The organism is Actinoplanes sp. NPDC019969 (assembly GCF_055562375.1).
In genome coordinates this window covers 24,398-49,497 of sequence record NZ_JBVHFK010000007.1, presented here as the reverse complement: position 1 = coordinate 49,497, position 25,100 = coordinate 24,398, and the positions used below count along the sequence as shown (strand labels likewise).

General features: G+C 72.6%; 22 protein-coding genes. 9 read left to right on the top strand and 13 right to left on the bottom strand.

The annotated features are described in order from the left end of the window. Positions 1 to 67: 67 nt before the first annotated feature. From ACZ3II_RS21445 to ACZ3II_RS21430, 4 genes are read left to right on the top strand one after another with little or no spacing between them, the layout of a single operon-like run. Entirely contained in the window at positions 68 to 544 is a 477-nt protein-coding gene (locus ACZ3II_RS21445; protein ID WP_465519454.1) for an RrF2 family transcriptional regulator, read from the top strand. A gap of 12 nt (positions 545 to 556) precedes the next feature. After that, complete coding sequence (locus ACZ3II_RS21440) at positions 557 to 1,768, top strand: globin domain-containing protein (RefSeq protein ID WP_465519453.1); 1,212 nt, start codon at positions 557 to 559, stop codon at positions 1,766 to 1,768. 37 nt (positions 1,769 to 1,805) lie between these two features. Beyond that, positions 1,806 to 3,266, top strand: coding sequence for a PAS domain-containing protein (locus tag ACZ3II_RS21435; protein ID WP_465519452.1), 1,461 nt, complete (start codon positions 1,806 to 1,808; stop codon positions 3,264 to 3,266). Then, positions 3,263 to 4,936 carry a putative bifunctional diguanylate cyclase/phosphodiesterase gene (locus ACZ3II_RS21430; protein WP_465519451.1) on the top strand — a complete coding sequence of 558 codons (1,674 nt, stop codon included), beginning with the start codon at positions 3,263 to 3,265 and terminating at the stop codon, positions 4,934 to 4,936. The genes ACZ3II_RS21435 and ACZ3II_RS21430 overlap by 4 nt, the downstream gene beginning before the upstream one ends. Before the next feature lie 85 nt (positions 4,937 to 5,021). On the opposite strand, the gene ACZ3II_RS21425 is transcribed toward ACZ3II_RS21430, so the two are convergent. Then, entirely contained in the window at positions 5,022 to 6,452 is a 1,431-nt protein-coding gene (locus ACZ3II_RS21425; protein ID WP_465519450.1) for a flavin-containing monooxygenase, read from the bottom strand. Further along, entirely contained in the window at positions 6,449 to 8,128 is a 1,680-nt protein-coding gene (locus ACZ3II_RS21420) for a GMC oxidoreductase (RefSeq protein WP_465519449.1), read from the bottom strand. The genes ACZ3II_RS21425 and ACZ3II_RS21420 overlap by 4 nt, the downstream gene beginning before the upstream one ends. Before the next feature lie 88 nt (positions 8,129 to 8,216). On the opposite strand from ACZ3II_RS21420, the gene ACZ3II_RS21415 reads away from it, so the two are divergent. After that, a complete protein-coding gene (locus ACZ3II_RS21415; protein ID WP_465519448.1) occupies positions 8,217 to 9,008 on the top strand; it encodes an alpha/beta fold hydrolase in 792 nt (263 codons plus the stop codon). Between the two features lie 55 nt (positions 9,009 to 9,063). Here ACZ3II_RS21415 and ACZ3II_RS21410 read toward each other — a convergent pair whose 3' ends face one another. Then, on the bottom strand, positions 9,064 to 9,273 hold the full coding sequence (locus tag ACZ3II_RS21410; RefSeq protein WP_465519447.1) for a hypothetical protein: 210 nt from the start codon (positions 9,271 to 9,273) through the stop codon (positions 9,064 to 9,066). Positions 9,274 to 9,384: 111 nt separating this feature from the next. On the opposite strand from ACZ3II_RS21410, the gene ACZ3II_RS21405 reads away from it, so the two are divergent. Then, positions 9,385 to 10,140: an SIR2 family NAD-dependent protein deacylase gene (locus ACZ3II_RS21405; protein WP_465519446.1), complete on the top strand. Its 756-nt coding sequence runs from the start codon at positions 9,385 to 9,387 to the stop codon at positions 10,138 to 10,140. A gap of 175 nt (positions 10,141 to 10,315) precedes the next feature. Further along, entirely contained in the window at positions 10,316 to 10,627 is a 312-nt protein-coding gene (locus ACZ3II_RS21400; RefSeq protein ID WP_465519445.1) for a hypothetical protein, read from the top strand. Here ACZ3II_RS21400 and ACZ3II_RS21395 read toward each other — a convergent pair. From ACZ3II_RS21395 to ACZ3II_RS21380, 4 genes are read right to left on the bottom strand one after another with little or no spacing between them, the layout of a single operon-like run. Beyond that, positions 10,556 to 12,061: an acyl-CoA synthetase gene (locus ACZ3II_RS21395; RefSeq protein WP_465519444.1), complete on the bottom strand. Its 1,506-nt coding sequence runs from the start codon at positions 12,059 to 12,061 to the stop codon at positions 10,556 to 10,558. The genes ACZ3II_RS21400 and ACZ3II_RS21395 overlap by 72 nt on opposite strands. 12 nt (positions 12,062 to 12,073) lie before the next feature. After that, positions 12,074 to 12,532 carry a MaoC family dehydratase gene (locus ACZ3II_RS21390; protein WP_465519443.1) on the bottom strand — a complete coding sequence of 153 codons (459 nt, stop codon included), beginning with the start codon at positions 12,530 to 12,532 and terminating at the stop codon, positions 12,074 to 12,076. Further along, the gene (locus tag ACZ3II_RS21385; RefSeq protein ID WP_465519442.1) at positions 12,529 to 13,401 is read right to left on the bottom strand and encodes an amidohydrolase family protein; all 873 of its coding nucleotides are present in this window, start codon (positions 13,399 to 13,401) and stop codon (positions 12,529 to 12,531) included. The genes ACZ3II_RS21390 and ACZ3II_RS21385 overlap by 4 nt, the downstream gene beginning before the upstream one ends. Then, entirely contained in the window at positions 13,398 to 13,994 is a 597-nt protein-coding gene (locus ACZ3II_RS21380) for an SDR family NAD(P)-dependent oxidoreductase (protein WP_465519441.1), read from the bottom strand. The genes ACZ3II_RS21385 and ACZ3II_RS21380 overlap by 4 nt, the downstream gene beginning before the upstream one ends. A gap of 67 nt (positions 13,995 to 14,061) precedes the next feature. Between ACZ3II_RS21380 and ACZ3II_RS21375 the strand changes: the two genes are divergently transcribed. Together ACZ3II_RS21375 and ACZ3II_RS21370 are read left to right on the top strand one after the other, a co-directional pair. Further along, positions 14,062 to 14,472: a MarR family winged helix-turn-helix transcriptional regulator gene (locus ACZ3II_RS21375; RefSeq protein WP_465519440.1), complete on the top strand. Its 411-nt coding sequence runs from the start codon at positions 14,062 to 14,064 to the stop codon at positions 14,470 to 14,472. Between the two features lie 60 nt (positions 14,473 to 14,532). Continuing rightward, positions 14,533 to 16,737, top strand: a complete 2,205-nt coding sequence (locus ACZ3II_RS21370) for a putative bifunctional diguanylate cyclase/phosphodiesterase (protein WP_465519439.1) — start codon at positions 14,533 to 14,535, stop codon at positions 16,735 to 16,737. A gap of 38 nt (positions 16,738 to 16,775) precedes the next feature. Here the strand turns inward: ACZ3II_RS21370 and ACZ3II_RS21365 are convergent, their stop codons facing one another. From ACZ3II_RS21365 to ACZ3II_RS21340, 6 genes are all read right to left on the bottom strand, one after another. After that, positions 16,776 to 18,341 (bottom strand): HAMP domain-containing methyl-accepting chemotaxis protein, encoded by a 1,566-nt coding sequence (locus tag ACZ3II_RS21365; protein WP_465519438.1) that lies wholly within the window; start codon positions 18,339 to 18,341, stop codon positions 16,776 to 16,778. A gap of 85 nt (positions 18,342 to 18,426) precedes the next feature. After that, entirely contained in the window at positions 18,427 to 19,455 is a 1,029-nt protein-coding gene (locus tag ACZ3II_RS21360; protein WP_465519437.1) for an aldo/keto reductase, read from the bottom strand. A gap of 43 nt (positions 19,456 to 19,498) precedes the next feature. Continuing rightward, positions 19,499 to 20,203: a lysostaphin resistance A-like protein gene (locus ACZ3II_RS21355; protein ID WP_465519436.1), complete on the bottom strand. Its 705-nt coding sequence runs from the start codon at positions 20,201 to 20,203 to the stop codon at positions 19,499 to 19,501. Positions 20,204 to 20,308: 105 nt separating this feature from the next. Next, positions 20,309 to 21,910, bottom strand: coding sequence for a ribonuclease H-like domain-containing protein (locus tag ACZ3II_RS21350; protein ID WP_465519435.1), 1,602 nt, complete (start codon positions 21,908 to 21,910; stop codon positions 20,309 to 20,311). 5 nt (positions 21,911 to 21,915) lie between these two features. Then, complete coding sequence (locus tag ACZ3II_RS21345) at positions 21,916 to 23,493, bottom strand: N-6 DNA methylase (protein ID WP_465519434.1); 1,578 nt, start codon at positions 23,491 to 23,493, stop codon at positions 21,916 to 21,918. A gap of 86 nt (positions 23,494 to 23,579) precedes the next feature. Further along, positions 23,580 to 24,965, bottom strand: coding sequence for a protein adenylyltransferase SelO (locus ACZ3II_RS21340; RefSeq protein ID WP_465519433.1), 1,386 nt, complete (start codon positions 24,963 to 24,965; stop codon positions 23,580 to 23,582). Between the last annotated feature and the right edge of the window lie 135 nt (positions 24,966 to 25,100).

The following is a 25,100-nucleotide window of genomic DNA, read 5'->3' as shown; positions in this document are numbered from 1 at the left end:
TGCGCCCCCTCGGTGATCTACGGCTCAAAAGAGGACTTTCATATACCTCTTTTAGTACGGTCGACCCGTGCGACTGAACCGCTCCACCGACATCGGCCTGCGCGTCCTGATGCTCGCCGCGGCCCGCGCCGACGACCTGCTCACCATCGACGAGCTGGCGTCCGCGGTGGCCGTCCCGCGCCATCACCTCGCCAAGGTCGTCCAGCGGCTGCAGCACCTCGGCCTCCTCGACACCGTCCGCGGCCGGTCCGGCGGGGTCCGGATCGCCGGCGGGGCGGCCGGCGCGTCGATCGGCGCGCTGGTCCGTGACCTCGAGGGCGCCACCGAGGTGGTCGACTGCGACGGCGAGCCCGGGTGCCCGCTGAGCGGCGGCTGCCGGCTGCGCGGGGCGCTGCGTGCCGCACAGGAGGCGTTCTACGCCTCGCTCGACCCGATCACGGTCGGTGACCTGGCCGCACCCCCGGTCCGACAGGTCCTGCTCACCCTCGGTGTGTCGAGTTCGGGCGCGCACAGCGCCCGAACTCGACACACGAAAACGTCGTAGAGGAGACCCCTCATGCTGTCCGCATCCAGCGCCCCGATCATCGAGGCCACCCTGCCGGTCGTCGGCGCGCACCTCGACGCGATCACCGGCGAGTTCTACCAGACGATGATCGGGGAGAACCCGGATCTGCTGAACCTGTTCAGCCGCAGCGCGCAGGCGACCGGTGAGCAGCGGAGCGCGCTGTCCGGGGCGGTCGCCGCGTACGCCGCGCACCTGATCGGCGCCGGCCCCTCCCCCGCCGCGTTCGAGCACATCGTCGAGCGGATCGCGCACCGGCACTGCGCCCTCGGCATCCGCCCCGAGCAGTACACGCTGGTCGGCCGCTACCTGCTGCGCGCGGTCGGCACGGTGCTCGGCGACGCGGTCACCCCGGAGATCGCCGCCGCCTGGGACGAGGTGTACTGGCTGTTCGCGGCCCGGCTGATCGGCCGGGAGGCCCGGATCTACGCCGAGGCCGGGGTGGACGAGGACCCGTGGCGGCTCTTCACCGTCGCCCAGAGGATCACCGAGGCGCACGACACCGTGTCGTTCGTGCTGGTCCCGGCGGACGGCGGGGACGCGCCCGGCTTCCGCCCCGGGCAGTACGTGACGGTCGCCGCCGACCTGCCCGGCGCCGGCCGCCAGCTGCGGCAGTACTCGCTGTCCCAGGCCGCGACCGGCGGCACCCTGCGGATCACGGTGCGGCGGGTGCGCGGCGCCGGCAGCGCCCCGGACGGTGTGGTCTCCGGCTTCCTGCACGATCAGGTCGCGGTCGGCGACGAGCTGCGCCTGAGCCGGCCGTACGGGGATCTGACGCTCCAGCCCGGCGACGGCCCGCTCCTGCTGATCAGCGCCGGGGTCGGGATCACCCCGATGGCGGCGATCCTGGAGCACGTGGCCCGTACCCAGCCGACCCGGGAAGTGACGGCGGTGCACGCCGACCGCAACCCCGGCCGCCACCCGTTGCGCGCCGACATGTCCGGCAACGGCGCCCGGCTGCGATCGTTCCGCAGCGTCCACTTCTACGAGGAGGGCCCCGCGGAGCCGGGCGCCGTCACCGGCCGGATCGACACCGACCTCATCCCGCTGCACCCGGACGCCGAGGTGTACCTGTGCGGGCCGGCGCCGTTCATGCAGGCGGTCCGGGCCGGCCTGCACCGCCGCGGCATCGCCGACGAGCGGATCCGGTACGAGGTGTTCGGCTCCGAGCAGTGGCGCTCCGCACCCGCCCCGGTCCCCGCCTGACTCTCAAGTGCGCCGCCCGCCCGACGATAGGCGGGACGTGTTCACCGTCGAAGCCTCATCGATCAGCGCCCCGCCGGTGGCCGGCCTCCGGGATCGTGCCGTGGACGCCTCCGGGCTCGCCTACCTGCAGGTCGACAAGGCCGGCGTGATCCGGGACTGGAACCCGGCCGCCGAGAAGCTGTTCGGCTGGACCCGCGCCGAGGTGATCGGCCGGCGGCTGACCGACACGGTCATCCCGCCGGCCCTGCGCTCGGCCCACAACGCCGGATTCGCCCGGCGGCTGGTCAGCGGGGACAGCGACGGCATGGGCCACCCGGTCGAGGTGCCGGCGCTGCACCGGGACGGCGCCGAGCTGCGGATCTCGCTCACCGTCGACTCGCTCGGCGACGACGGTTTCTTCGCGTTCGTCACCGACCGGACCGACGGGCACCAGGCCCAGCAGGAGCTGCAGCGCAGCAACACGCTGATCAGCGCGATCCTGCAGCACACCACGGCGATGATCTCGGCGAAGGACCTGGACGGCCGGTACCTGTTCGTCAACGGCGAGTACGAGCGGGTCTTCCAGGTCACCGCCGCCGACATGGTCGGCCGGACCGAGGCCGACCTGCTGTCCGCCTCGGTCGCCGCGGTCGGGCGCACCCACGACCAGGCGGTCGTCGCGAGCGGCACGGCGCAGACGGTCCTCGAGGAGATCCCGTTCGGCGACCAGATCCGCCGGTACGTGGTCACCCGGGTGCCGCTGACCGACCCCGACGGCTCCGTGCACGGCGTCTGCGCGATCGCCGTCGACGACACCGTGCGCCAGCGCAGCGAGGACGCCATCGCGGCCGGCGAGCGGCGGTTCTGGACGACGGTGAACAACGCGCCCGGCATGCTCTACCAGTTCCGGATGGAACCGGACGGCAGCACCGCCTTCACCTTCGCCTCCGACGGGTGCCGCGACATCTATCAGCTGGAACCCGGCGACATCGTGGCGTCGGCGGCCCGGATCGTCGACATCATCGCCGAGGAGGACCGGCAGTCGTTCGCCGACACCGTGCTGGCGTCCGCGCGGACTCTGGAACCGTGGGACTGGCGCGGCAGCGTGGTCCGGCGCGACGGGTCCCGGCGCTGGCTGTACGGGGTGGCCCGCCCGCACCGGGAGCCCGGCGGCGCGACCGTCTGGGACGGCATGCTGCTCGACCGCACCCGGGAACGCCACACCGAACTCGACCTGGAAACCGTCCGCGGCGACCTCACCGACCTGGTCGGCCGGCTGGCCGTCCGCGCCGCCACCGTCCCGGCCACCCCCGAGCCGGACCCCGCCCTCGCCGCGCTGATCGCCGCGCCGGACCAGGAGACGCTGGCCGGCCTGTGGCGGGCCGTGCTGCGCGGCGACCGCGCCGACGCCGCCCTGACCGGCCACGACGGCCGCCTGCTGGTCCGGCTGCGCCTCCGCGGCACGGAGGTCAACGTGTCCTGCTTCCGGATCGCCGTCCCACGGGACGGCGCGGCATGACCACCCCGGCCGGGCCCCGGATGCCCCGCAAACTCGGCGAGATCGGCATCCCGATGACGCCGCTGCCGGCCGGCACCCCGGTCCGCGACATCGAGGCCGTGCTCGCCGCCGACGGCCTCGTCCCCGGCGTGATCATCGCGGCCGGCGACGGGTACCGGCTGCTCAGCCGGGCCGCGGTGGACCGGGCCCGGAACACCCCCGGGGCCGCTGCCGGCCTGACCGGCGCGGCCCCGCTGGAACTGGCTGCAGACACCGACATCGACATGGCCGCCGAGGCCGCGCTCGCCCGCCCCGCCGCCGACCGTGAGGAGCCGGTGCTGGTCAGCTGGCCTGACGGCAGGTACGGCATCGCCCCGATCGTCGACCTGCTCGCCGCCATGGCCGGCCGGTTCGCGCGGCTGTCCCGCACCGACCCGCTCACCGGGCTGCCGAACCGGGCCACCATCCAGGCCGAGGGCCGCCGCCGGCTGGAGGCCGGGAACCTGGTCGCCGTCGTACACCTGGGCCTGGACCGGTTCCAGGACGCCAACGACGTGCTCGGCCACCACGGCGCCGACATCCTGCTGCACCGGGTCGCCGCCGCGCTCGGCACCGCGCACGGCCCCGGCAACGTGGCGGCCCGGCTCGACGGCGACCAGTTCGTGGTGCTGCTGTCGGAGGTGCCGGCCGGGCAGAGCCCGTACACCGTCGGCCGCCGCCTCGCCGCCGGCATCCGCGGCCCGCACCCGGTCGACAACCTGCCGATCAGCGTCGAGGCCAGCATCGGCATCAGCCACGCCGACCATCACGACGTCACGGTGCTGATGCGGCGGGCCGCCGCCGCGATGCGCCGCGCCAAACACGAGCGCACCGGCGTCGTCGAATGGACCCCTCACCTGGACACCGACCAGCGCGTCGACCTGCGGCAGCTCACCGAGTTGCGGGCCGGTCTGCGCTCCGGTCACCTGCGGCTGCACTACCAGCCGCTGCACGACGCCGGCACCCGCCGCATGCACGGCGCCGAGGCGCTGGTCCGGTGGCAGCACCCGCAGCGCGGCCTGCTGCCGCCCGGCGTCTTCCTGCCCGACGCGGAACGCTCCGACGTCATCCTGGAACTCACCGACTGGGTGCTGGCCGAGGCCCTGCACCAGGCCGCCGTCTGGCACGGGTCCGGCCTGCACCTGCCGGTGTCGGTCAACCTGCCACCCGCGTACCTGGCCCAGGACCGCGCCGTCGACACCATCCTGACCCTGCTCGACCTGGCCGGCGTGCCCGCCTCGATGCTCACCGTCGAGATCACCGAGACCGCCGTGCTGACCCGGCAGGAACAGGTCGCCGCCCAGCTCGCCGAACTGCGCGCCCGCGGCATCCGGGTCGCCATCGACGACTTCGGCACCGGCTACACCTCGCTGGGCCTGCTGCCGGCCCTGCCCATCGACGAGCTGAAGATCGACCGTTCCTTCGTGATCCGGATGCACGACTCCCCGGCCCACGCCACCATCATCGACTCGGTCATCTCCATCGCCCGCTCGCTGGGCCTGACCGTCGTCGCCGAGGGTGTCGAGGACGAGCCGACCGCCACCTCCCTGGCCACGGCCGGCGTCGACCTGCTGCAGGGCTTCGGCCTCAATCGTCCCCATCCCCCCGACCTGATCCCCACCCTCCCCGGCCTGCCCACCGCGGTCCCCTGAGGCCGGGCGGCCACTCCCCTTCCGTCACCTCGACGGCCGAGCCGTGCACCGGCGGGGACGGCGATCACCCGCGAGGTGACGGCCGTCAGCGGGGAAGGAAGTCGGCGCGGTTCAGGGTCGCGGTGCGGCGGTGGTACTCCTTCGCCTTGCCGGGCCAGTTGGTGACGACGCGGCCGGCGGCGGTGCGGTACCAGCTCTGGCAGCTCGTCCACACGCTCGTCGCGAGGCGGGACTGCATCTCGCTGTCGTAGCCGGCCGCCACGTCCGGGCGTACCTCCAGAGCGTCGCCGGCGGCGACCAACCGCACCGCCTGCGCGATCCAGCGGGCCTGTGCCTCATGGAAATAGATCACCGAGGTGTTCCCGGTGTTCGTGTTGGGGCCGTAGACCAGGAACATGTTGGGGAAGTTCGGGACGGCGAGGCCCAGGTACGCGTGCGCCCCGTCCCGCCACTCGTCGGCGAGCCGCACCCCGTCGCGGCCGGTGACCTCGATCGGGACGAGGAACTCGGTGGCCGCGAAACCGGTGCCGTAGACGAGCACGTCGCAGGGGTGGTCGATCCCGTCAGCGGTGCGGACGCCGGAGGAGGTGACCGCGACGATCTTCTCGGTGATCAGGTCGACGTCGGGGCGGGCCAGCGCGGGCAGCCAGGCGTTGGTGAACAGCACCCGCTTGCAGCCGAGCGGCTCGTCCGGGGTGACCCGCGCGCGCAGCTCGGGGTCGCGGACCTGCAGGTGACGTTGCGCCCAGGCGTACCCGCGGACCAGGGCGTTGACCGGGCGGTTCCCGTGCAGGGCGGCGCCCGGGACCAGGGTGAGCCCCCAGGTGGCGAGGCGGGACAACTTCATCAGGGCGGGGATCCGGCGGTACGCGGCCTTGCGGAGCCTGCCGTAGCGGCGATCCGGTTTCGGCAGTGTCCACGGGGCGGTGCGCTGGAAGACGTCGATGTGGGCGGCTCTCCCGGCGATCGCGGGAACGAGCTGGATGGCGCTCGCGCCGGTGCCGACGACGGCGATCCGCTGCCCGTCGACCGGGACGCCGGGGGTCCAGTGTGCGGTGTGGACGGCGACGCCGGTGAAGGTCTCCGCGCCGGGCAGCGACGGGATGCTGGGCCGGGACAGCTGCCCGACAGCCGGGATCAGGACGTCGGCCTCCAGGGTCTCGCCGCCGGCCAGCGTGATGTCCCAGCGCGTGCCGTCCCACGCCGCGGACGCCACCTCGGCGCCGAGGCGGACCAGCGGGGTCACGCCCAGCTCGGCGGCGCAGCGCTGCAGGTACGTCAGGATCTCGTCGTGCGGCGGGTACCGGCGCGACCAGTCCGGGTTCGGCGCGAACGAGAACGAGTAGAGCGGTGCCGGCACGTCACACGCGCACCCGGGATAGGTGTTGTCCCGCCACACGCCGCCGATCCGGTCCGCCTTCTCCAGGATCACGATGTCCTGGAACCCGGCTTTGAGCAGCTCGGCAGCGGTCGCCACACCACCGAACCCGGCGCCGATGATCACGATCCGGGTCATGGCCGCCGCCCCCGCACGGTCAGGCGCAACGCCGCGGGCGCGGTCGCCGGGACGATCGGATGCCGTGGCGCCACCGGCTCCACCGCCGTGTAGGCCGCGCCGGGTGAGGGGCGCGGATCGGGTTCGCCCGCGTTGGGCCACAGGGCGACGGCCCGCTCCGCCAGCGCGGTGATCGTCAGCGACGGGTTGACCCCGAGGTTCGCCGCGACCACCGAACCGTCGATCACGTGCAACCCCGGATGACCGAAGAGGCGGTGGTACGGGTCGACGACGCCCTTCTCCGCGGACTCCCCGATCGCGCACCCGCCGATGAAATGCCCAGTCACCGGCCGTCCGATCAGTTCGGTGTACGACCCGGCGGCCACCCCGTCCACCTGGTCCGCGACCCGGCGGGCCACGTCGTGGGCGGCCGGCACCCACACCGGGTTGGGTTCGCCGATGCCGGGCCGGCTGCTGAGCCGCCGCCCGAACAGGCCGCGCCGGGTGTGCACGGTGATCGAGTTGTCCAGGGGCTGCATCGCCAGCAGCACGATGGTCTCCTTGGACCAGTTCCGTGGGGACACGTACAACCGCAGGTCACGGCCGGCTCTCGCGAGCTTCTTGACGGCTTCCCACCAGCGCGGCCGGCCCTCGTCGACGAGCACCGTGGCGAGCAGCGCGAGCAGGTTGCTGCCGGGCCCGTACCGGACCGGTTCGACGTGGGTGACCGGGTCCGGGTGGATCGACGAGGTGATCGCGACGCCATGACTGAAATCAAGATCCTTGCGGCGGGTACGGGCTCCGAGGATCGATTCGGAATTGGTCCGGCTCAGCTCCCCGAGCCTCGGCGACACGTGAGGCAGCAGTCCCCGGTCGCGCATCCGGTGCAGCAGCCGCTGGGTGCCGAGCGCCCCACCGGCGAAGACGACCTGCTCCGCGGTGAGATCCCGTTTGTACCGCCCGCCGGTACGCCGCGCCGACACCAGATAGCCGCCCCCGGCGCGAGGCCGCACCGACCGGACCGTCGTCAGCTCGTGCACCACCGCCCCGGCCCGCTCGGCCAGGTACAGGTAGTTCTTGACCAGGGTGTTCTTCGCGTTGCCCCGGCATCCGGTCATGCACGATCCACAGAGGGTGCAGGTCCGGCGCTCCGGCCCGGCCCCGCCGAAGAACGGATCCGGCACCGCCTCGCCCGGCCGGTCGCCGAACAGCACCCCGACCGGGGTGTGCCGGAACGTGTGCCCCACCCCGAGATCGTCGGCGACGGCCTTCAGCGCCCGGTCCGACGCCGTCTCCACCGGGTTCGTGGTCACTCCGAGCATGCGTTTCGCCTGCTCGTAGTACGGGCCGAGTTCGCTCTTCCAGTCGGTCACGCCGGCCCACTGCGGGTCGGCGAAGAACGCGTCCGGCGGCTCGTACAGCGTGTTGGCGTACCCCAGCGATCCCCCGCCGACCCCCGCCCCCGACATGATCAGCACGTCCTTGAGGACGGTGAGGCGCAGGATGCCGTAGCACCCGAGCGCCGGCGCGTAGACGTAGTCACGCAGCCGCCAGGAGGTCTTGGCGAACTGCTCGTCGGTGAAGCGCCGGCCCGATTCGAGGACGCCGACGCGGTAGCCCTTCTCGGTCAGGCGCAGCGCTGTCACGCTGCCACCGAACCCGGAGCCGATGACGAGGACGTCGTAGTCGTACGACATCGCCGTACCATCACACCCTTATTGGCAACATGTCAACAAGGGGCTTCCAGGTCTTGCGCGAACCGCGAATCGGTCTCATAAATAGGTGATGAGCGAGCTGGCGTACGAACGTCGCGGTTCCGGTCCCCCACTCGTGCTGATCCACGGCATCGGCAGCCGCCGTCAGGTCTGGGACCCGATCCTCGACGAGGCCGCCCGGCGCCACGACGTGATCGCCCTGGATCTGCCCGGTTTCGGGGAGTCCCCGATGTGGCCGCCCGCCCCGCGCCCCGGTTCCGTCGCCCACCTCGCCGACCGGGTCGAGTCCTTCCTGGACGATCTCGGCGTCGACGGGTTCGCGGTGGCCGGCAACTCGCTCGGCGGCGGCATCGCCCTGGAGCTCGGCCGCCGCGGCCACGCCCGCGCCGTCACCGCCTTCGCACCGGTCGGCTTCTGGTCGCCCGCCGGCCGTCGCTACTGCCAGGCCGTCGTCACCGCCGCCCGGGCCGCCGCCACCCGGCTGGACGCCCGGCTACCGCAGATCATGAACTCGACGGCGGGCCGGTCCGGGTTCTGCGCCCTGTTCTACGCCCGCCCGGGGCGCCTCGACCCGGACGACTGCGTCGCCTCGGCCCGCGCCCTCTCCGGCGCCACCGGTTTCACCGCCGCCCGCGACGCCTTCGGCGATCTGCGCCCCTGGACGAACGCTGCAACCGGCGGCCTGACCCGGATCCCGGTCACCATCGCCTGGGGTACGCGGGACGCCGTCCTGCCGCACCCCCAGTCCCGCCGGGCCCGCGCGGTCCTCCCTGACGCCCGCCACATCACCCTGCCCGGCTGCGGCCACCTGCCGTTCTCCGACGACCCCCGCGCCTGCCTGTCCGCCCTGGACCGGCGCTGACCAGCGTGTTGATTTCGGCCGCCGTCCGCACCCCAACTCCACACGCGGAACGGGGTCAGCGCACCAGCCAGATGATCAGCATGGCCAGCAGGAAGACCGCGCCGGCCACCGCCGTGACGACCCGGACCAGGGTGCTCATGCTGTCGTCGGACCAGCCGGGCCGGTCCGGCGAGCCGGGCGCGGTCCAGTCCCCCACCACGGTCAGCAGCCGATCCCCGGCCTGACCGAGACGGCGGCGGGCTTGTTCCCCGGGCTTGGACGACACCGGCACCTCCACACGACACCTGCTTCTGGAGGTCAACGAGCCGCCGGAGAAATGGGTGTCGGGACGCTCGCTCGTGCGGTTACATACGTTCATCCAGAACGGGGGGAACGAATGGACGACCTGCGCGACGCCGCGACCGCCCTGGCCAAGGCCCGCACGGTGGTGGTGTTCACCGGCGCCGGCATGTCCGCGGAGAGCGGCGTGCCCACCTTCCGGGACGCGATGACCGGCCTCTGGGAGCGGTACGACGCCCAGGCGCTCGCCACCCCGCAGGCTTTCGCCGACGATCCCGACCTGGTCTGGGGCTGGTACGAGTGGCGCCGCTCCCTGATCGAACGCGTCCACCCGAACCCCGGCCACCTGGCCGTCGCCACCATCGAGGCCCGCTCCCCGCACACCACCGTCATCACCCAGAACGTCGACGACCTGCACGAACGCGCGGGGTCCCGGGCGCCGATCCACCTGCACGGCAGTTCGTTCGCGCCGCGCTGCGCCGGGTGCGCCCAGCCGGCCCCGGTCACCCGCACCGAGGAGCCGGCCGAGGGCCGCCGCCTGGCCCCACCCCGCTGCCCCGCGTGCGGCGGCCCGATCCGTCCCGGCGTCGTCTGGTTCGGCGAGGCGCTTCCCGCGGAGGCTCTGGAAGCCGCCGTCCAGGCCGCCACCGAGTGCGACCTCCTCCTGACCGTCGGCACGTCCGCGCTGGTCCATCCCGCCGCCGAGATCCCGGTCGTGGCCGCGAAGTTCGGCGCCACCGTGATCCAGGTGAACCCGCAGCCGACTCCCCTGGACCCGGTCGCCACGTACAACCTGCACGGCACCGCCGCCACCACCCTCCCGGCCCTGGTCACCGCCGCCTGGCCGTCCTGACCCCCGGCTGGTTCTCAGGGCTGACTCGCGGCGCGGGAGACAGCACCTGAGAACCAGCCGGGGTCTTCAAGGGAAGACGTTCCCGCTCCGGTCGCTGTGCCAGGCGACCGGCGGGTTCTACTTCCCCGCGGACGAGGCCGCCGGCCGGGAGTCGCTGAACCGTCTCGGCGCGCTCATGGCCGAGCATGTGGGCGCCCCGGCCCCGCTCGCCTTCGACGGGTGGCACCAGGCGATCGACGCGCTGCTCGGTCTCGGCCGGGACAGGCGGATCCCGGTGGTGATCGACGAGTTCCCGTACCTGGTACGCGCCGACCCGCAGATCTCCTCGATCATCCAGAACGCTCTCGCGCCGCTGCGGCCGGAACGCGACCGGAGCCGTGCCGGCCTGTTCAGTGGCGCCGGGTTCACCGAGCAGTTACGCGAGGCCGCCGCCGGCGATCCGGGCATCGTGCTGATCGGGCTGGACGCGCTCTACCGGCCCGCCTGACGGGAGCGGGAGGTCGCGGAGAGGGCCTTTGCGGACCTTGTTGGAGCCGGTCCGGGGCAGCTCGGTGAGGATGTCGACGTAGACCGGGATCTTGTACGGGGCGAGGCGGCCGGTCAGGAACGCCGGGATGTCCGCCGGGGTCAGGTGGGCGCCCGGGACGGGGACGACGAAGGCGCGGCCGACCTCGCCCCACTTCGCGTCGGGCACGCCGACGACGGCGGCCTCGGCGACCGCGGGATGTGCGAAGAGGGCGGCCTCCACCTCCGCGGGGTACACGTTCTCGCCGCCGGAGATGTACATGTCCTTGGTGCGGTCGACGATGCGGAAGTGGCCGTGTTCGTCGACGACGGCCAGGTCGCCGGAGTGGAACCAGCCGTCGGTGAAGGCGGCCTCGGTGGCGGCGGGGTCGTTCCAGTAACCGGGCGTGACGTTGGGGCCGCGAACCAGGACCTCTCCGGGTTCGCCGGGCGGAGCCGTACACCGTACGTCGGCGAAGAAGACCGGAAGCCCCGCGGAGCCGATGTGCTCCCGGCTCTCCCCGGCCTCCAGGAACGTCGCCCCCGGCGACGTCTCGGTCATGCCGTAACCCTGGCAGAAGGCCAGGCCACGCTCCTGGTACGTCCTGATCAGCGCCTCCGGGACGGGTGCGCCGCCGGTCATCAGGCTGCGCACCGACGACAGGTCGGCGGTGGCCCAGCGCGGCGACTGCGACAGCCCGGCGAACATGGTGGAGACGCCGAACATCCAGGTCACGCGGTGTGCGGCGATCATGTCGAAGCAACCGTCGACGTCCCAGGCCGGCATGATCACCGAGGTGGCGCCCTTGAGGAACGTGGGCAGCAGGCACTGGTTGAGCGCGGCGACGTGGAACAGCGGCGCGCTGACCAGGGTGACCTCGTCGCTCGCGACGTCGGCGCAGACGAGCAGGTTGTAGCAGTTCCAGATGATGTTGCCGTGGGTGAGCATCGCCCCTTTGGGGTGGCCGGTCGTGCCGGAGGTGTAGAGGATGCAGGCGACGTCGTCGAGCCCGGCCGGTTCGCCGACGTGTTCACCACCGCTTCCCATACTCGAAATATCCCATTTTATCGGCACATCTGCGTGAACCGGCAGCGAGTGGATCAACGCCACGGCACCGCTGTGGCTCAGTTGATAGGCGATCTCCGGCTCGGTCAGCCGGACATTGAGCGGTACGAAGATCGCCCCGAGCATCCACGTCGCGAACATCGTCTCCACGAACGACGGGTGGTTCGGGCCGAGATAGGCCACCCGGTCGCCGGCGCGAACCCCGGCGCCGCGCAGGGCCGCGGCCAGGCGCGAGGTGCTTTCATACAGTTCGGCGTACGTCGTACGCCGTCCCTCGAAGATCATCGCCGTCCGCTCCGGCGACATGGCCGCCCGCCGTGCCGGCCACGACCCCAGCCCCGCGTTGCGCATCGGCACGCCCTCTCAGGCGTAGTGCCGGTAGACCGGGCGGGCGACACAGGCCGGCTTGTCCGAGCCCTCCACCTCGACGGTGAAGTCGAACGTGCTCTGCACCCCGTTGCCGGCCACGTCCTCGACGCTGACCACGCGCGCGGCCAGCCGGATCCGCGCGCCGACCCGCACCGGGCTCGGGAACCGCACCCTCTCCAGCCCGTAGTTGACGCCCATCGTGATGCCGTCGACCGTGAGCAGCTCACCGAACAATGGGATGACCAGCGACAACGTGAGATACCCATGGGCGATCGGCGCCCCGAACGGCCCGGTCTTCGCCCGCTCCACGTCGACGTGGATCCACTGGTGGTCGCCGGTCGCGTCGGCGAACGTGTTCACCCGCTCCTGGGTGATCTCCAGCCACGCGGAGTGGCCGAGGTCCTTGCCGGTCAGGCTCTTGAGTCCGTCGAGGCCGGTGACGGTGGTGGTCATGACTGCTCCCTGAGGATGAGACGGGCGGCGTTCTCTTTGAGGATCTTCGGGCGTACGGCGTCCTTGATGTCCAGGTCCGCGAAGTCGGCGAGCCAGCGGTCCGGGGTGATCACCGGGTAGTCGGAGCCGAACAGCACCTTGTCCTGCAGCAGCGTGTTGGCGTACCGGACCAGTTGCGGCGGGAAGTACTTCGGCGACCAGCCGGACAGGTCGATGTGCACGTGCTCCTTGTGGGTGGCGACCGCGAGGGCCTCGTCCTGCCACGGGAACGACGGGTGAGCCAGGATGATCCGCAGGTCCGGGAAGTCCACGGCCACGTCGTCGACCAGCATCGGGTTCGCGTACTTGAGGCGGATCCCGCCGCCGCCGCGCACCCGGGCGCCGATGCCGGTCTGGCCGGTGTGGAACAGCGCGATCGCGCCGAGTTCCTCGATCACCTCGTAGAGCGGGTAGGCGAGCCTGGCGTCGGGGGCGAAACCCTGGATGCTCGGGTGGAACTTGAAACCGCGTACGCCGTACGTCTCGACGAGCCGACGGGCCTCCCGGACGCCGGCCCGGCCCTTGTGCGGGTCGATGCTCCCGAACGGGATCAGCACGTCGGCGTGTTTCGCGCAGTCCTCGGCGATCTCCTCGTTGGCGATCCGCGGATGGCCGGTGGCGTGCTCGGCGTCGACGGTGAAGACGACGGCGGCCATCCTCCGTTCCCGGTAGTAGGCGGCCGTCTCGTCGATGGCCGGCTGCCGGTGGCCGTGCGCCTTGAAGTAGTCGGCGGAGGCGCCGAGCAGCTCCGGGCTCAGCGCGGTGTGGCCGTCCCGGCTGACCTCGGCGTGCGTGTGGACGTCGATGGCGACGAGTTCGGTGGCCTTCATGGCTTCGGCGCCGGGATGCCGTACGTCTCCGGCTCGAAGTCCCCGCCCGCCGCGATCGCCGCGGCCGGCCAGCCGCCGTCCGCGAGACGCACCGCCTTCTCCGCCGGATGCGACCACAGCGCCAGCCGGTCCCCGCCGATCCCGATCGCCTGGCCGGTGACGTCCTCGACCGTGCCGAGCCCCTCGTCGCGGCGCAGCCAGGCCGGGAACGGCGCGCCGGTCCGCTCCGCCTCCTCGATGACCGGTGCGAACGCCGGGATCGTCCGGGTCATCGCGGTCGCCGCGTCGAAGTCGTCGTCGGTCATCTTCCACAGCACCCGGTCGCGCAGGATCCCGGCGTTGGTGATCAGCACGTCGAGCTTCCCGAACATCTCGACCGCTGTCCCGACCAGCCGCTCCACGGTCGCGGTGTCGCCGACCGCCGCCGTCACCCCGGCCGCGCCGGGGATCGCCGCCACCGCCGCGTCCACCAGCGTCGGGTCCACGTCGTTGACGACGACGTTCGCACCGGACGCCGCGAGCGCCTCGGCATACGCCAGACCGAGCCCCCGGCCACTGCCGGTGACGATGGCGACCTTGCCGCTGACATCCATACTTCAACTTCTCACGAAACCCGCCCGGCAATCAACAGGAAACCTGTCAACCAGGTAGGGTGCCCCCATGCCCTCGATGCTCTACCTCGTCAAACAGCTCGAACTCGCGGTCCGCGCCCGCCTCGACGAGGTGGTCCGCCACCACGGCATCACCGCCCTGCAGTACACCGCCCTCACCGTCCTGGAACGCCACGACGGCCTCTCCGCCGCCCAGCTCGCCCGCGACTCGTTCGTCACCGCCCAGTCCACCGCCGACCTGGTCCGGGCCCTGGAGACCCGCGCTCTGATCCGCCGCGAACGCAACCCCGCCAACCGCCGCGAGCTGCTCATCCACCTCACCGACGGCGGCCGCGCCCTGCTCGCCGCCGTCGACGCCCCGGTCCGCGACCTGGAAGCCCGCATGATCAGCAAACTCACCGCCACGCAGTCCGCCGGCTTCCGCCAGTCCCTGATCACCGCCTGGCAGTCCCTCGCCTGACCCCGGAATCCCGCAGACCCTCCGATCCGCGCCGGCGACGCCGATCAGTGCGGTATGCGAATGAGCGGGTTCCTCCGCCACCTGTGGTGGATCTGGCTTGTGCTCGCCGCCACCGCCGCCGCGGCGTACGTCGTGCTGCCCTTCAACGCCGCCACCCGCTGGGTGTACGTGCTGCTCAACTGCCTCGCGCCGATCGCCACCTGGGTCGGCCTGGCCCGCAACGCCCCGCGCAAACGGCTCGGCTGGCAGGTCATCGTGGCCGGGCTGGCGCTCTCCGGGATCGGCGACGTCATCTTCGCCGGCTACACCGCCCGCGGCCTGACCCCGCCGTTCCCGTCCGCCGCCGACGGCCTCTACCTGCTCGCCCACCTGGCCATCGCGGCCGGCGCGGCGATCCTGGCGGCCCGTTCCGGCCGGACCGCGTTCCTCGACTCGGCGGTCCTCCTCGCCCCGTTCGCCAGCATCGCCTGGCTGCTCGTGGTGAACCCGCTCGTCACCGAGGGCGGCACCCCGCTCGCCCGGTTCGTCGCCGTCGCCGCCCCGGCCGGCACCCTCGTCGTGCTGTACTGCGCGCTCGCCCTCGCCCTCGGCGTGGAACTGCGCGCGCCCGGGGTCCGCTGGCTGCTCGGCGGGCTGATCGCCTGGTTCGTGTCGGACGCCCTCTACACCCACGAGAGCCTGACCGGGACGTACGTCGAAGGGAAGTTGATCGACCTGGGCTGGATGGCGATGCCGATCCTGATCGCCACGGCCGGCCTGCACCCGTCGATGGTCTACACCACGCCGCGGCGCTCGTCGGTCACCACCCTGACCGTGCACCGGGCGCTGCTGCTGTTCGGGGCCGCCCTGGTGCTGCCCACCCTGCACCTGCTCTGGACGCCCGCCTCCGACGGCCCGCTGGTCGTCGGCGCCTGGCTGACGGTCGCCCTGGTCGCGCTCCGGCTGATCACCCCGATCCACGACCTGGCCCGCCGGGTCGGCCACGACGCCCTCACCGGCCTGGCCAACCGGGCCCTGCTGATGGACCGGCTGGCGCTGGCCTGCGCGTCCCTGCCCGACGACGGCGAGACCCGGGTCGGGCTGCTCTTCTGCGACCTCGACCACTTCAAGAACGTCAACGACAGCCTCGGCCACGACGCCGGCGACCAGTTGCTGGTCGCCATCGCCGGACGGCTGCGCGGCGCGGTCCGCCCCGGCGACGTGGTGTGCCGGCTGGGCGGCGACGAGTTCGTCATCCTGATGCCGGCCGTCACCGAGGACGAGGCGGGCGCCGTCGCCGACCGGGTCGCCACCGACCTCGGGCAGCCGCTGCGGCTCGCCGACGGCAGCGACTTCTTCGCCTCCCTGTCGATCGGCCTGCGCACCACCGAGGCGCTCAACGCCGACCCGGAGACCCTGCTGCAGGACGCGGACACCGCGATGTACCAGGCGAAGGCGGCCGGGCGGGGCCGGACGGTGCGGTTCGACGCGCACAGCCGGACCGAGGCCGCCCTGCGGCTACGGCGGGACGCCGACTTCCGGCGCGCCCTCGCGCACCCGGGCGAGCTGTTCTGCGTCTACCAGCCGGTGTTCCGGGTCGACGACGGCGCCCTCAGCTCGGTGGAGGCGCTCGCCCGCTGGGAGCATCCCACCGACGGGATCCTGATGCCGGCCGCGTTCGTGCCGGTCGCCGAGGCCACCGGCACGGTCGCCCAGCTCTTCGCCGTCGTCCTGGACCAGTCCCTGCACGAGCAGCGGACCTGGTACCACCGGACCGGCCGCTGGGTGCCGATCGCCGTCAACCTGTCACCGCGGCAGCTCGACCCGGGCACCGCCGAGGTGGTCCTCGCCGCCCTGGCCCGGACCGGCACCCCGGCGCACGCGCTCACCCTGGAACTCACCGAGATGGGCCTGGCCATGCCGGAGACCGTCGAGGCCGCGCTCGGGCCGCTGCGCCGGGCCGGGGTACGGATCGCCGTCGACGACTTCGGCACCGGGTACTCGTCGATGGCCCGGGTGGCCGACCACGGCTGGGACGTCGTCAAGATCGACCACACGTTCGTCAACGGGATCGCCGGTGATCCGGCCCGCCGGGCGCTGGCCGACGCGATGATCGGGATGGCGCACGCGCTCGGGATGGCGTCGCTGGCCGAGGGCGTGGACGACCCGGCCGACCTGGCGGTGCTGCGGGAGCTGGGCTGCGAGTACGCGCAGGGTTACCTGCTGGCCCACCCCGTCGACGCCCCCGGGATCGCCGAGCTGCTGGCCACCCCACAGCGTGTGTAGTAAGGGCGCACATAGCGGCCAAACTCCACACGCTGGGGTCAGTGTTTGAACTCCGCGACGATGCCGGTCAGGTCGGAGGCCAGGCGGGTCAGCTCGTCGGCGGCCTGCTGCGTGGTCCGGGCGCCCTCGGCCGTCGAGGCGGCCACCCCGGCGACCCCGGAGACGGTACGGGCCACGTCCCCGCTGTTGCCCGCCGCCTCCGCCACCGACCGGCTCATCTCGGTCGTCGTCGCGGTCTGCTCCTCCACCGCCGACGCGATCGTCGTCGTGTAGTCCCCGATCATCCCGATCACCTCGGTGATCTCCCCGATCGCGGACGCCGCCGCCTCGCTGGACCGCTGGATCGCCCCGATCCGGGCGGTGATCTCCTCGGTGGCCCGGGCCGTCTGCTGCGCCAGCTCCTTCACCTCGCCGGCCACCACCGCGAACCCCTTGCCCAGCTCCCCCGCCCGGGCCGCCTCGATCGTCGCGTTCAGGGCCAGCAGGTTCGTCTGCTCGGCGATGCTGGTGATCAGCTTGACCACCTCGCCGATCTCGGCGCTGGCCGTGCCCAGCTCACCGACCTGCGCGTTGGTCCGTTCCGCCACCGACATCGCCCGGGAGGTCACCTGCGCGGCCTGGCTGGCGTTGGCGGCGATCTCGCTGATCGACGCGCTCATCTCGTCGGCGCCCGCCGCGATCGACTGCACCCCGGTGCTGACCTCCTCGGAGGCGCGGGCCGCGGTGGTCGCCTTGCTCTCGGCGTCACCGGCGCCGGCCTGCAACTGCGCGCTGACCGCGGCCAGCTCCTCGGCGGCGGCGGCCAGGCTCTGCGCGGTCTGCGACATCCGGCCGCCGATCATCTCGCGCAGCCGGGCGGTGGTCGCGTTCAGGGCGGCGGCCAGCCGGCCCAGCTCGTCCCGGCTGTCGACGTCGGCGGTGGCGGTCAGGTCGCCCTTCTCGACGCGGCGCAACGCGACCACCACCGTGGCGAGGGGCCCGCTCACCGACCGGGCCACGAACACCCCGACGGCCAGCGCCAGGGCCATCCCGGCGATCAGGATGACGATCAGCAGCGTGCGGGCCGACCGGTAGGTGTCCTCGGCCAGCGCGGCACTGGCCGTCGCCCGGGCGTCCTCCATCTCCCCGAGCTTCTGCAGCGCCGCACTGACCTCGTCGAAAGCCGGGTCGAACTGGTCGTTCTCGGCCGCGACCACCCGGTCCGTCTGCTCGGCCCGGCTGGCCGGCAGCACCACCTCGTCAGCGACCCGGTACATCTCGTCCAGAGCGCTGCGGAACTCCTGCCGGACCGCCCGCTCCTCGGCCGGCCCCGGCGCCGACGCGTACCCGGCCCAGCGGCTGTCCAGCTCGTCGCGGAAGTCGACGATCTCCTGCTCCCGTTGCGCGGTCTCCCCGGCGTCACTGGTGATGACATGCCGCAGGACGCTCGCGCGCAGCTCGTTGACCAGCCCGTCGATCTCCGCCAGCTCGCTCATCGGGACCAGGTTGCGCTCGTAGATGCCGCCGCCGGCCTCGTCGACCGCGCCGAGCTTGACGATGCCGACCCCACCGGCCACGGCCGCGGCGAGCGCGGCGACCAGCACCGCGCACAACACCTTGACCATGACCGGAAGGTCCGACCATCCGGATCTGCGTGCCATCCGTACAGCGAATACCGCGATGCCCCGGTCGCGTGCCGATTCGCCGAAATCAGGCTCCGGCCGAGTCCAGCGCGGCCAGGTCGTCCGCGCCCATCTCGAGGCCGAGTGCGGGCACCAGGTTCTCGAACTGCTCGGGGGTACGCGGTCCGATCAGCGGCAGCACCCGCGGCCGGTCCTGGTGCAGCAGCCAGGCGAGGACGAGCTGGTTGGGGGTGACGCCGAGCCGGGCCGCGTGCTCGGTGACAGCGGCGAGGCGGACGTCGGTGTCCGGTCCCGCGTACGACTCCATCATCCAGTGCTCGGCCGCCCGCGCCGGGTCGTCGTAGATCCCCTTCACGATCGGCGAGTACGCCACCAGGGACAGGCCGGGGTGCTCGGCCAGGTAGTCCAGCTGCTCGTCGTCGACGATCGAACCGTGCCGGAGGCCGGCCCGCCGGCGCAGGTAGGAGTGCTGCTGCTGGACCGCGACGGGCGCCGGCCAGCCGTGCCGCTCGCACAACTGGCGGATCCGCTCCAGCCGCCACGTCCGGACGTTGGACCAGCCCAGGTAGCGCACCTTGCCGGACGTGACGAACCCGGCGAGCGCCTCCAGGGTCTCCTCGAGGGGTGTCGACCGGTCGTCGACGTGTACGTAGTACAGGTCGACGTGGTCGGTGCCGAGCCGTCGCAGGCTGCCGTCCAGCGCGTGCCGCAGCGTCTCCGCGCCCGCCCCGGCGAACGTCTGCCGGGCCAGCTCCCAGTTCGCTTCTCCGTCGGCGTTCCACAGGTCGTCCGAGTAGACCGGCAGGGCGGTGCCCTTGGTGGCCAGGAAGATCTCGTCCCGGTTGCCGCGGTCGCGCATCCAGCGGCCGAGCAGTTCCTCGCTCTCGCCGCCCCGGCTGCCCCGCCGTGCCCACCACTCGTAGCAGTCGGCTGTGTCGAGGAACGAGCCGCCGAGGTCCCGGTAGCGGTCCAGGATCCGGACCGCCTCCGGCTCGGCCGTGGCATTGCCCATCTGCATGGCCCCGAGAGCGACACTGCTGACCCGCTCGCCGGTCTGTCCGAGTTCGATGGTTCCGATGTTCGTCTCACCGCTCATGACTCACGAACCTAGAAGCTGGAGCGCGCTCCAGGTCAAACCCTCATCGCCCCGCGGTCACCAACTCCCGGCCGCGTGGCTCCGCCATCACGGCGACCGCCGGCGCCACCTCGGCGGCCCGGGTGGCGGCGAACAGCACGGCCAGGCAGAGCGGGGCCAGCACCGCGCTCATCAGCAGGCTGGCGTCGGTGCCGTAGAGGCCGCCGGAGAGCGGGTCGGCGGCGAGCGGGGTCACCGTCATCAGCCGGTGGGTGCCGAACACGTCCGGCCCGAAGATCGCGCCGGTCGCCAGGTTCCACCCGATGTGCAGGCCGATCGGCAGCCACATCGTGCGGGTCATCAGGTAGGCCCCGGCGAACAGGACGCCGGACAGCGTCGCCGGCACGGCGAACAGCAGCGCCCCGGCCGGACCGTCCACGATCGACGCCATCCCGAAGTGCAGCAGGCCGAACAGCAGCGCGGTCGTGGCCAGCGCGACCCGGGCGCCGGCCCGCCACTCGATCAACCGGAAGATCAGATAGCGGGCCAGGATCTCCTCGACCAGCGCTGTCAGCACCACCGCGCTGACCGCCGCCGAGGCGACCGCCGGGAACGGCTCGGCCGACCGCTCCAGGGCGATCGCGTCACCGGCCAGCAGTATCAGCATCACCGTCACGGGGAGCGCGAATCCGGCGGCGAGGCCCCAGCCCAGGCTGCGGCCCATTCCGCGGCTGCGCCAGGGGCTCATCCACCACGTCGTCTCGGGCATGACTCCACTGTCGCCACTACGGCCGCCACCTGCGATGGGGCTACCACGCGGCGGTTGGTGGGGCAGGCACACTTGCCAGATCGGCCGATCAGCGGTACAAGCGGCTCAGTCGGCCGCGCGCAGCCATTCCCGGATCGCGCGGGTCGCCCGTACGTCGTCCTCGTTGTAAGCCAGCAGCCGCCCCGCCGCCGCCGCGTCGCCGTCCCGCGCCGCGCTGTGCCACTGCTGCGACTGCAGGCCGCCGGGGTCGGCGTCGCGCCACTCGTGCCCGGCCCCGTGGGACGCCACCGCCTTCAGCCCGTGTCCCGCCCGCGAGTCGACAGCGCCCCGTACCAGCGGCAGCAGGTCCACCCACGCGTTCGGGTGGGCGTCACCGGGCGGCAGCGGCGCGAACCGCAGGGCGTGCCGCGGCTCCGGCGGCGCATAGTGGTAGACCCGCAGGCTCAGGCCGCGTCCGGCGGCGTCCCGGGCGAGCCCGGCGAGATGATCCAGACACTGCCGGGCCAGGCGTTCCTCGCCGGCGGCGTCGGTCACCCCCGGGTCGAAGAACGGCGTGTAGACGTCGCCGGCCAGCACACCCCACAGGTAGACCAGCCCGTCGGCGCCCCATTCGACGTCGATGTCGACCTCCACGCCGGCACGCGGGATGTCGACCCGGGCGGTGCGCCGCACGGTCAGCCCGTCCCGGGCGAGGCCCGCGGCGATCACCGCCTTGCGCAGGCGGAACGCCCGGTTCCGCAGGTGCGTGACCTCGCCGCCGTAGGTTCCGGCGAGGAGCGACGCCGGGTCACTGTCCGCCAGATCGGTCACGGTCCGCACGCCGGAGGCCCGGAGAGCGAGATATTCCCGTACGCCCAAAGCCCCGCGCAGTGACCCACTCAGGTCGTCGCCGGGCAGGGTCGCGACGCAGACCGGCGCCCACGGGCAGGTCGCGCACTCCTCCTGGCCGACCGGCGCCACCAGCGGCGCCGCACCCCGGCGCGCGGTGTCGGCGACCCGCAGGCGGAAACCGTGCTCGTGGTCGTAGCGTTCGAGGGCGCTGCGCGTCGCCACCCCGCTGGTGCGGGAGAAGGTGCGGAAGGCGGGGCTCGCCAGGTCGTACCAGACCAGCAGCGGATCGCCGGGCCGGTCGTCGCCGCAGATCGCGCCGCGCGGCTCGGCGGCCTGATGGCCGCACGCCTCCAGCATCCGCCAGTAGTGCGCCAACTGGAGCAGGTCCTCCTCGCGATGCCGGGAGCCGCCGTCCGGCAGCAGCACCGCGTCCCGGTACGCCGGGGTCTTGAGACTGCTGGCCGGCGCGTTGTCGTAACGCCGGTCCAGCACGTGATGCGCCTTGATGTCGGCCGGGTGATATCCCCGGTCGCCGTCGTGCAGCAGGATGTCCGGCTTGCCGGTGCGCCCGCCGGCGAGGTCGTCGGGCAGCCGGCCGCCGACGATCACCGCCGCGCCGGCCCGCATCGCGCCGAGCGTCGCCCCGATGTGGGTCCGCTTGTCACCGCCGAGATCACGAAGATCGACATATCGTGGTACGGCGAGAGCCGCCCAGTGGTCGAGCACGGCGGCCTCGAACGCGACCCCGATGTCGAAGAGCGCCCGCAGTTCGGCCGGCACCGGCCCGTCCGGGCGCGGCATCGTCGCGTCGTGGGCGTTGTGGACGGCCCGCGCGCAGGACTTCGCGGCGTAACCGCTCAGCAGGATCGGTCGCACCGTCGTCAGGGGCGCAGCGTGCCGGAGGTGAGGCCGTCCCGGGCCCGGGAGATCAGTTCCAGCGTCTCCTCGGCGAGTCTCCGCACCAGTTCCTCGGCCGCGTCGAGATCCCGGAAAGCGGCGCCGTACCGCCGCTGGTCCGCGATGTCCATCTGCGGAATCCGGGAACCCCGGACATCGACGCGGTGCGTGCCGCTGCTGCTGGTGTTGCGCGACGCGTTCGGCGGGCTGTGCAGGAATCCGCGCAGATAGTCGGTGTCGAGCTGATCGCTGGCCGAGGTGACCGTCTCCCCGATGCCGACCAGCCCGGCGCGCGCCAGATCGGCGACCCGCAACGTGCCGCCCTCGATCGAGCCGGGCCCGGCCGGCAGCTCGGGCAGCAGCTCGGCGATCCGCCGGGCCGCCTCCTGGAGGCGCTGCCGGGTCTCGGCATAGTGCTCGGCCAGGTCGACGCGGGTGGCCGGCAGGTGCGCGGCCGGTGTCAGGTCGACGTTCTCGTCCAGCAGGTCGATCACCGGGACGTCCACGGCCTGCTCGCCGTCGGTGCGGTCGGTCATCCGGACGGTCGGGGCGGCCCGCTCCCCCTCGGCCAGGCGCCGCAGGATCCACAGATGCACCGGCTGCGGATGCGAGGCGACCATTCCCGGCGGCAGCGCGACGATGTGCTCGACGATTCCGGCGCGGAGCAAGGCGGCGCGGATACGTTTTCCGGCGCGGCGATAGGCGACCGACGGCGGCATCACGAAGACGACTCTCCCGCCCGGCGCGGTGTGCGCGTAACAATGCTGCAGCCAGGCGAGTTCGCTTTCCGCCTTGGTGGGGATGCCGAATTCCCAGCGGCGGTCCAGCAGGAGGCTGTCGCGGCCCCAGTCGGTCAGGCCGGCCGGCGGATCACAGACGACCAGGTCGGCCTTCAGATCCGGCCAGGCGTCCTCCTGGAAGGAGTCGCCGAGGCGCATCTCCAGGTCGGCGCCGGCGAGCCGGGCCCGGGCCTCCGCGAGCGCCACCGCCGCCGGGCTGCCGTCCTGGCCGGCCAGCCGGACCCGGCCGGACTCCGCGCAGGCCAGCAGCAGGGTGCCGGAGCCGGCCGCCGGGTCGAAGACCACTCCGCTGATCTCGCCGGCGGACCGGGCGACCTCCTCGGCGAGCCGCGGCCCGGTCATCGCCGTTCCCGACGCGACCAGCCGGTCGGTGAAGTCGGTGACCACCTGCCGCGCCGACGTCCGCTCCGCCATGTCCCGCAGGCGCCGCCGGGACGGCTCGTCGAGACGGCCGGTGGCGCCGGTGGTGAGCAGCGCGGCGAGCTCGGCGACGCCGCCGACCATGTCCTCGCCGTACAGCGCCCGCAGCTCCTGCCAGATCAGCACCTCGTCGGAGACGTCGGTGTTCTTGCGCTGCCGGTCCAGCCAGCCGGTGATCTCGGAGAGGGCGAACAGCGCGTTCCGGCCGCCGCCGACCGGCTCCGGGAAGTCGGGGTGACGGCGGCGCCAGTTGGAGACCGCGGCACGGGTGACGCCGGCCAGGCGCGCCACCTCCGCGGCGGAGATCAGCCTGCCGTCGGTACCTGAACCGGGAGCCGTCACGGCGTCGACCCTACATGTTGTGACCAGCGAATCAACACCGCTAGCAGCGGTTGACACTGCCAAACGACTCGGCGGTCCGCTGCGGGTCAGGTGCCGCAGAAGGTGCGGTAGGCGCCGAAGTCGGGTGGCGCCGGCTCAGCGAAGCGGGCCAGGCCGGGGCGCTCGGTGAACGGATCGGCGAGCGCGCCGAGGAGCGCGTGCAACGGTGTCAGGTCGCCCTCCGTGGCCGCGGCGAGAGCCTCCTCGACCAGGTGGTTGCGGGGAATGTAGATCGGGTTCACCCGGTCCATCGCGGCGGTGTCCGGGTCGAGGTCGCGCCAGCGTTTCACCCAGTCCGTGAAAGCGCCGTCGACGTCACCTTTGCTCAATGCGCGGAAGAACGAGGTGAAGTCGCTCCTCTCGGTTCTGAGCAGGCTGAGCAGGTCCTCGATGAGCGAGGTGACGGTGGCGTCGTCGACCGTGTCGTCCAGGCCCAGCTTGGCCCGGAAACCGGTGACCGTGGCCGCGGCGTAACGGCTGCGGAAACCGCCGAGCGCCGTGGTCGCCTTCTCGATCGCCCGGTCCTGGTCGTCGTCGAGGAGCGGCAGGAGCGCCTCGGCGAGCCGGGCCAGGTTCCACTGGGCGATGGTGGGCTGGTTCCCGTACGCGTACCGCCCGCCCTCGTCGATCGAACTGAAGACGGTCGCCGGATCGAACGCCTCCATGAACGCGCACGGCCCGTAGTCGATCGTCTCCCCGGAGATCGTCATGTTGTCGGTGTTCATCACCCCGTGGATGAACCCGGTCAGCATCCACCGCGCGATCAGATCCGCCTGCGCCTCGACCACCGACGTGAACAGCCCGAGGTGATCGACTCCGGGGTAGTGCCGGTCGATGGCGTGGTCGGCGAGCCGCCGCAGGAGGCCGGTGTCACCGGTCGCCCGCGCGTACTGAAAACTCCCCACCCGCAGATGGCTGGCCGCGACCCGGACCAGGACCGCACCCGGCGCGAGGTTCTCCCGCAGAATGCTCTTGCCCGTGCCGATCACGGCGAGCGACCGCGTCGTCGGGATGCTGAGCGCGTGCATGGCCTCGCTGATCACGTATTCCCGCAGCATCGGGCCGACCGCCGCGAGCCCGTCCCCACCACGGGCGAACGGGGTCCGGCCGGAGCCTTTGAGGTGCAGATCCCGCCCGCCGATCTCGCCGAGCAGCAGGGCCCGCCCGTCCCCGAGCCTCGGTGAATAGCCGCCGAACTGGTGGCCGGCGTAGGCCTGAGCCACGGGTTTCGCCCCGTCGGGAACCTCGACCCCGGTCAGGAAGCGGATCCCCGCCTCGCTGCGCAGCCACGCGACGTCGAGCCCGAGCTCGGCGGCGAGCGGTTCGTTGAGCACGAGGAGTTCCGGTTTCGGGGGCTCCGCCGCCTGCCACGAGACCCCCATCTCGGGCAGCTCGTCAGCGAATCGGGTACCAAGCGCGGGCGCATCACTCACCGGACCAACGGTACGTCGGCCCACCCCGTTCCGCCGCTTCCCGAGCCCGGCCGTGACGCCACCCACCCTTCATGCATACCGGATCGGCTGCGCTACTTTAAGTTGACGCTCTCGCCGGGTTTTTCGTAGTTTGTC

Coding starts and splice junctions, on each gene's coding strand:
- ACZ3II_RS21440 (WP_465519453.1), top strand. CDS start 557: ATGCTGTCCGCATCCAGCGCCCCGATCATCGAGGCCACCCTGCCGGTC.
- ACZ3II_RS21430 (WP_465519451.1), top strand. CDS start 3,263: ATGACCACCCCGGCCGGGCCCCGGATGCCCCGCAAACTCGGCGAGATC.
- ACZ3II_RS21425 (WP_465519450.1), bottom strand. CDS start 6,452: ATGACCCGGATCGTGATCATCGGCGCCGGGTTCGGTGGTGTGGCGACC.
- ACZ3II_RS21420 (WP_465519449.1), bottom strand. CDS start 8,128: ATGTCGTACGACTACGACGTCCTCGTCATCGGCTCCGGGTTCGGTGGC.
- ACZ3II_RS21415 (WP_465519448.1), top strand. CDS start 8,217: ATGAGCGAGCTGGCGTACGAACGTCGCGGTTCCGGTCCCCCACTCGTG.
- ACZ3II_RS21405 (WP_465519446.1), top strand. CDS start 9,385: ATGGACGACCTGCGCGACGCCGCGACCGCCCTGGCCAAGGCCCGCACG.
- ACZ3II_RS21400 (WP_465519445.1), top strand. CDS start 10,316: ATGGCCGAGCATGTGGGCGCCCCGGCCCCGCTCGCCTTCGACGGGTGG.
- ACZ3II_RS21395 (WP_465519444.1), bottom strand. CDS start 12,061: ATGCGCAACGCGGGGCTGGGGTCGTGGCCGGCACGGCGGGCGGCCATG.
- ACZ3II_RS21390 (WP_465519443.1), bottom strand. CDS start 12,532: ATGACCACCACCGTCACCGGCCTCGACGGACTCAAGAGCCTGACCGGC.
- ACZ3II_RS21385 (WP_465519442.1), bottom strand. CDS start 13,401: ATGAAGGCCACCGAACTCGTCGCCATCGACGTCCACACGCACGCCGAG.
- ACZ3II_RS21380 (WP_465519441.1), bottom strand. CDS start 13,994: ATGGATGTCAGCGGCAAGGTCGCCATCGTCACCGGCAGTGGCCGGGGG.
- ACZ3II_RS21375 (WP_465519440.1), top strand. CDS start 14,062: ATGCCCTCGATGCTCTACCTCGTCAAACAGCTCGAACTCGCGGTCCGC.
- ACZ3II_RS21370 (WP_465519439.1), top strand. CDS start 14,533: ATGAGCGGGTTCCTCCGCCACCTGTGGTGGATCTGGCTTGTGCTCGCC.
- ACZ3II_RS21365 (WP_465519438.1), bottom strand. CDS start 18,341: ATGGTCAAGGTGTTGTGCGCGGTGCTGGTCGCCGCGCTCGCCGCGGCC.
- ACZ3II_RS21360 (WP_465519437.1), bottom strand. CDS start 19,455: ATGAGCGGTGAGACGAACATCGGAACCATCGAACTCGGACAGACCGGC.
- ACZ3II_RS21355 (WP_465519436.1), bottom strand. CDS start 20,203: ATGCCCGAGACGACGTGGTGGATGAGCCCCTGGCGCAGCCGCGGAATG.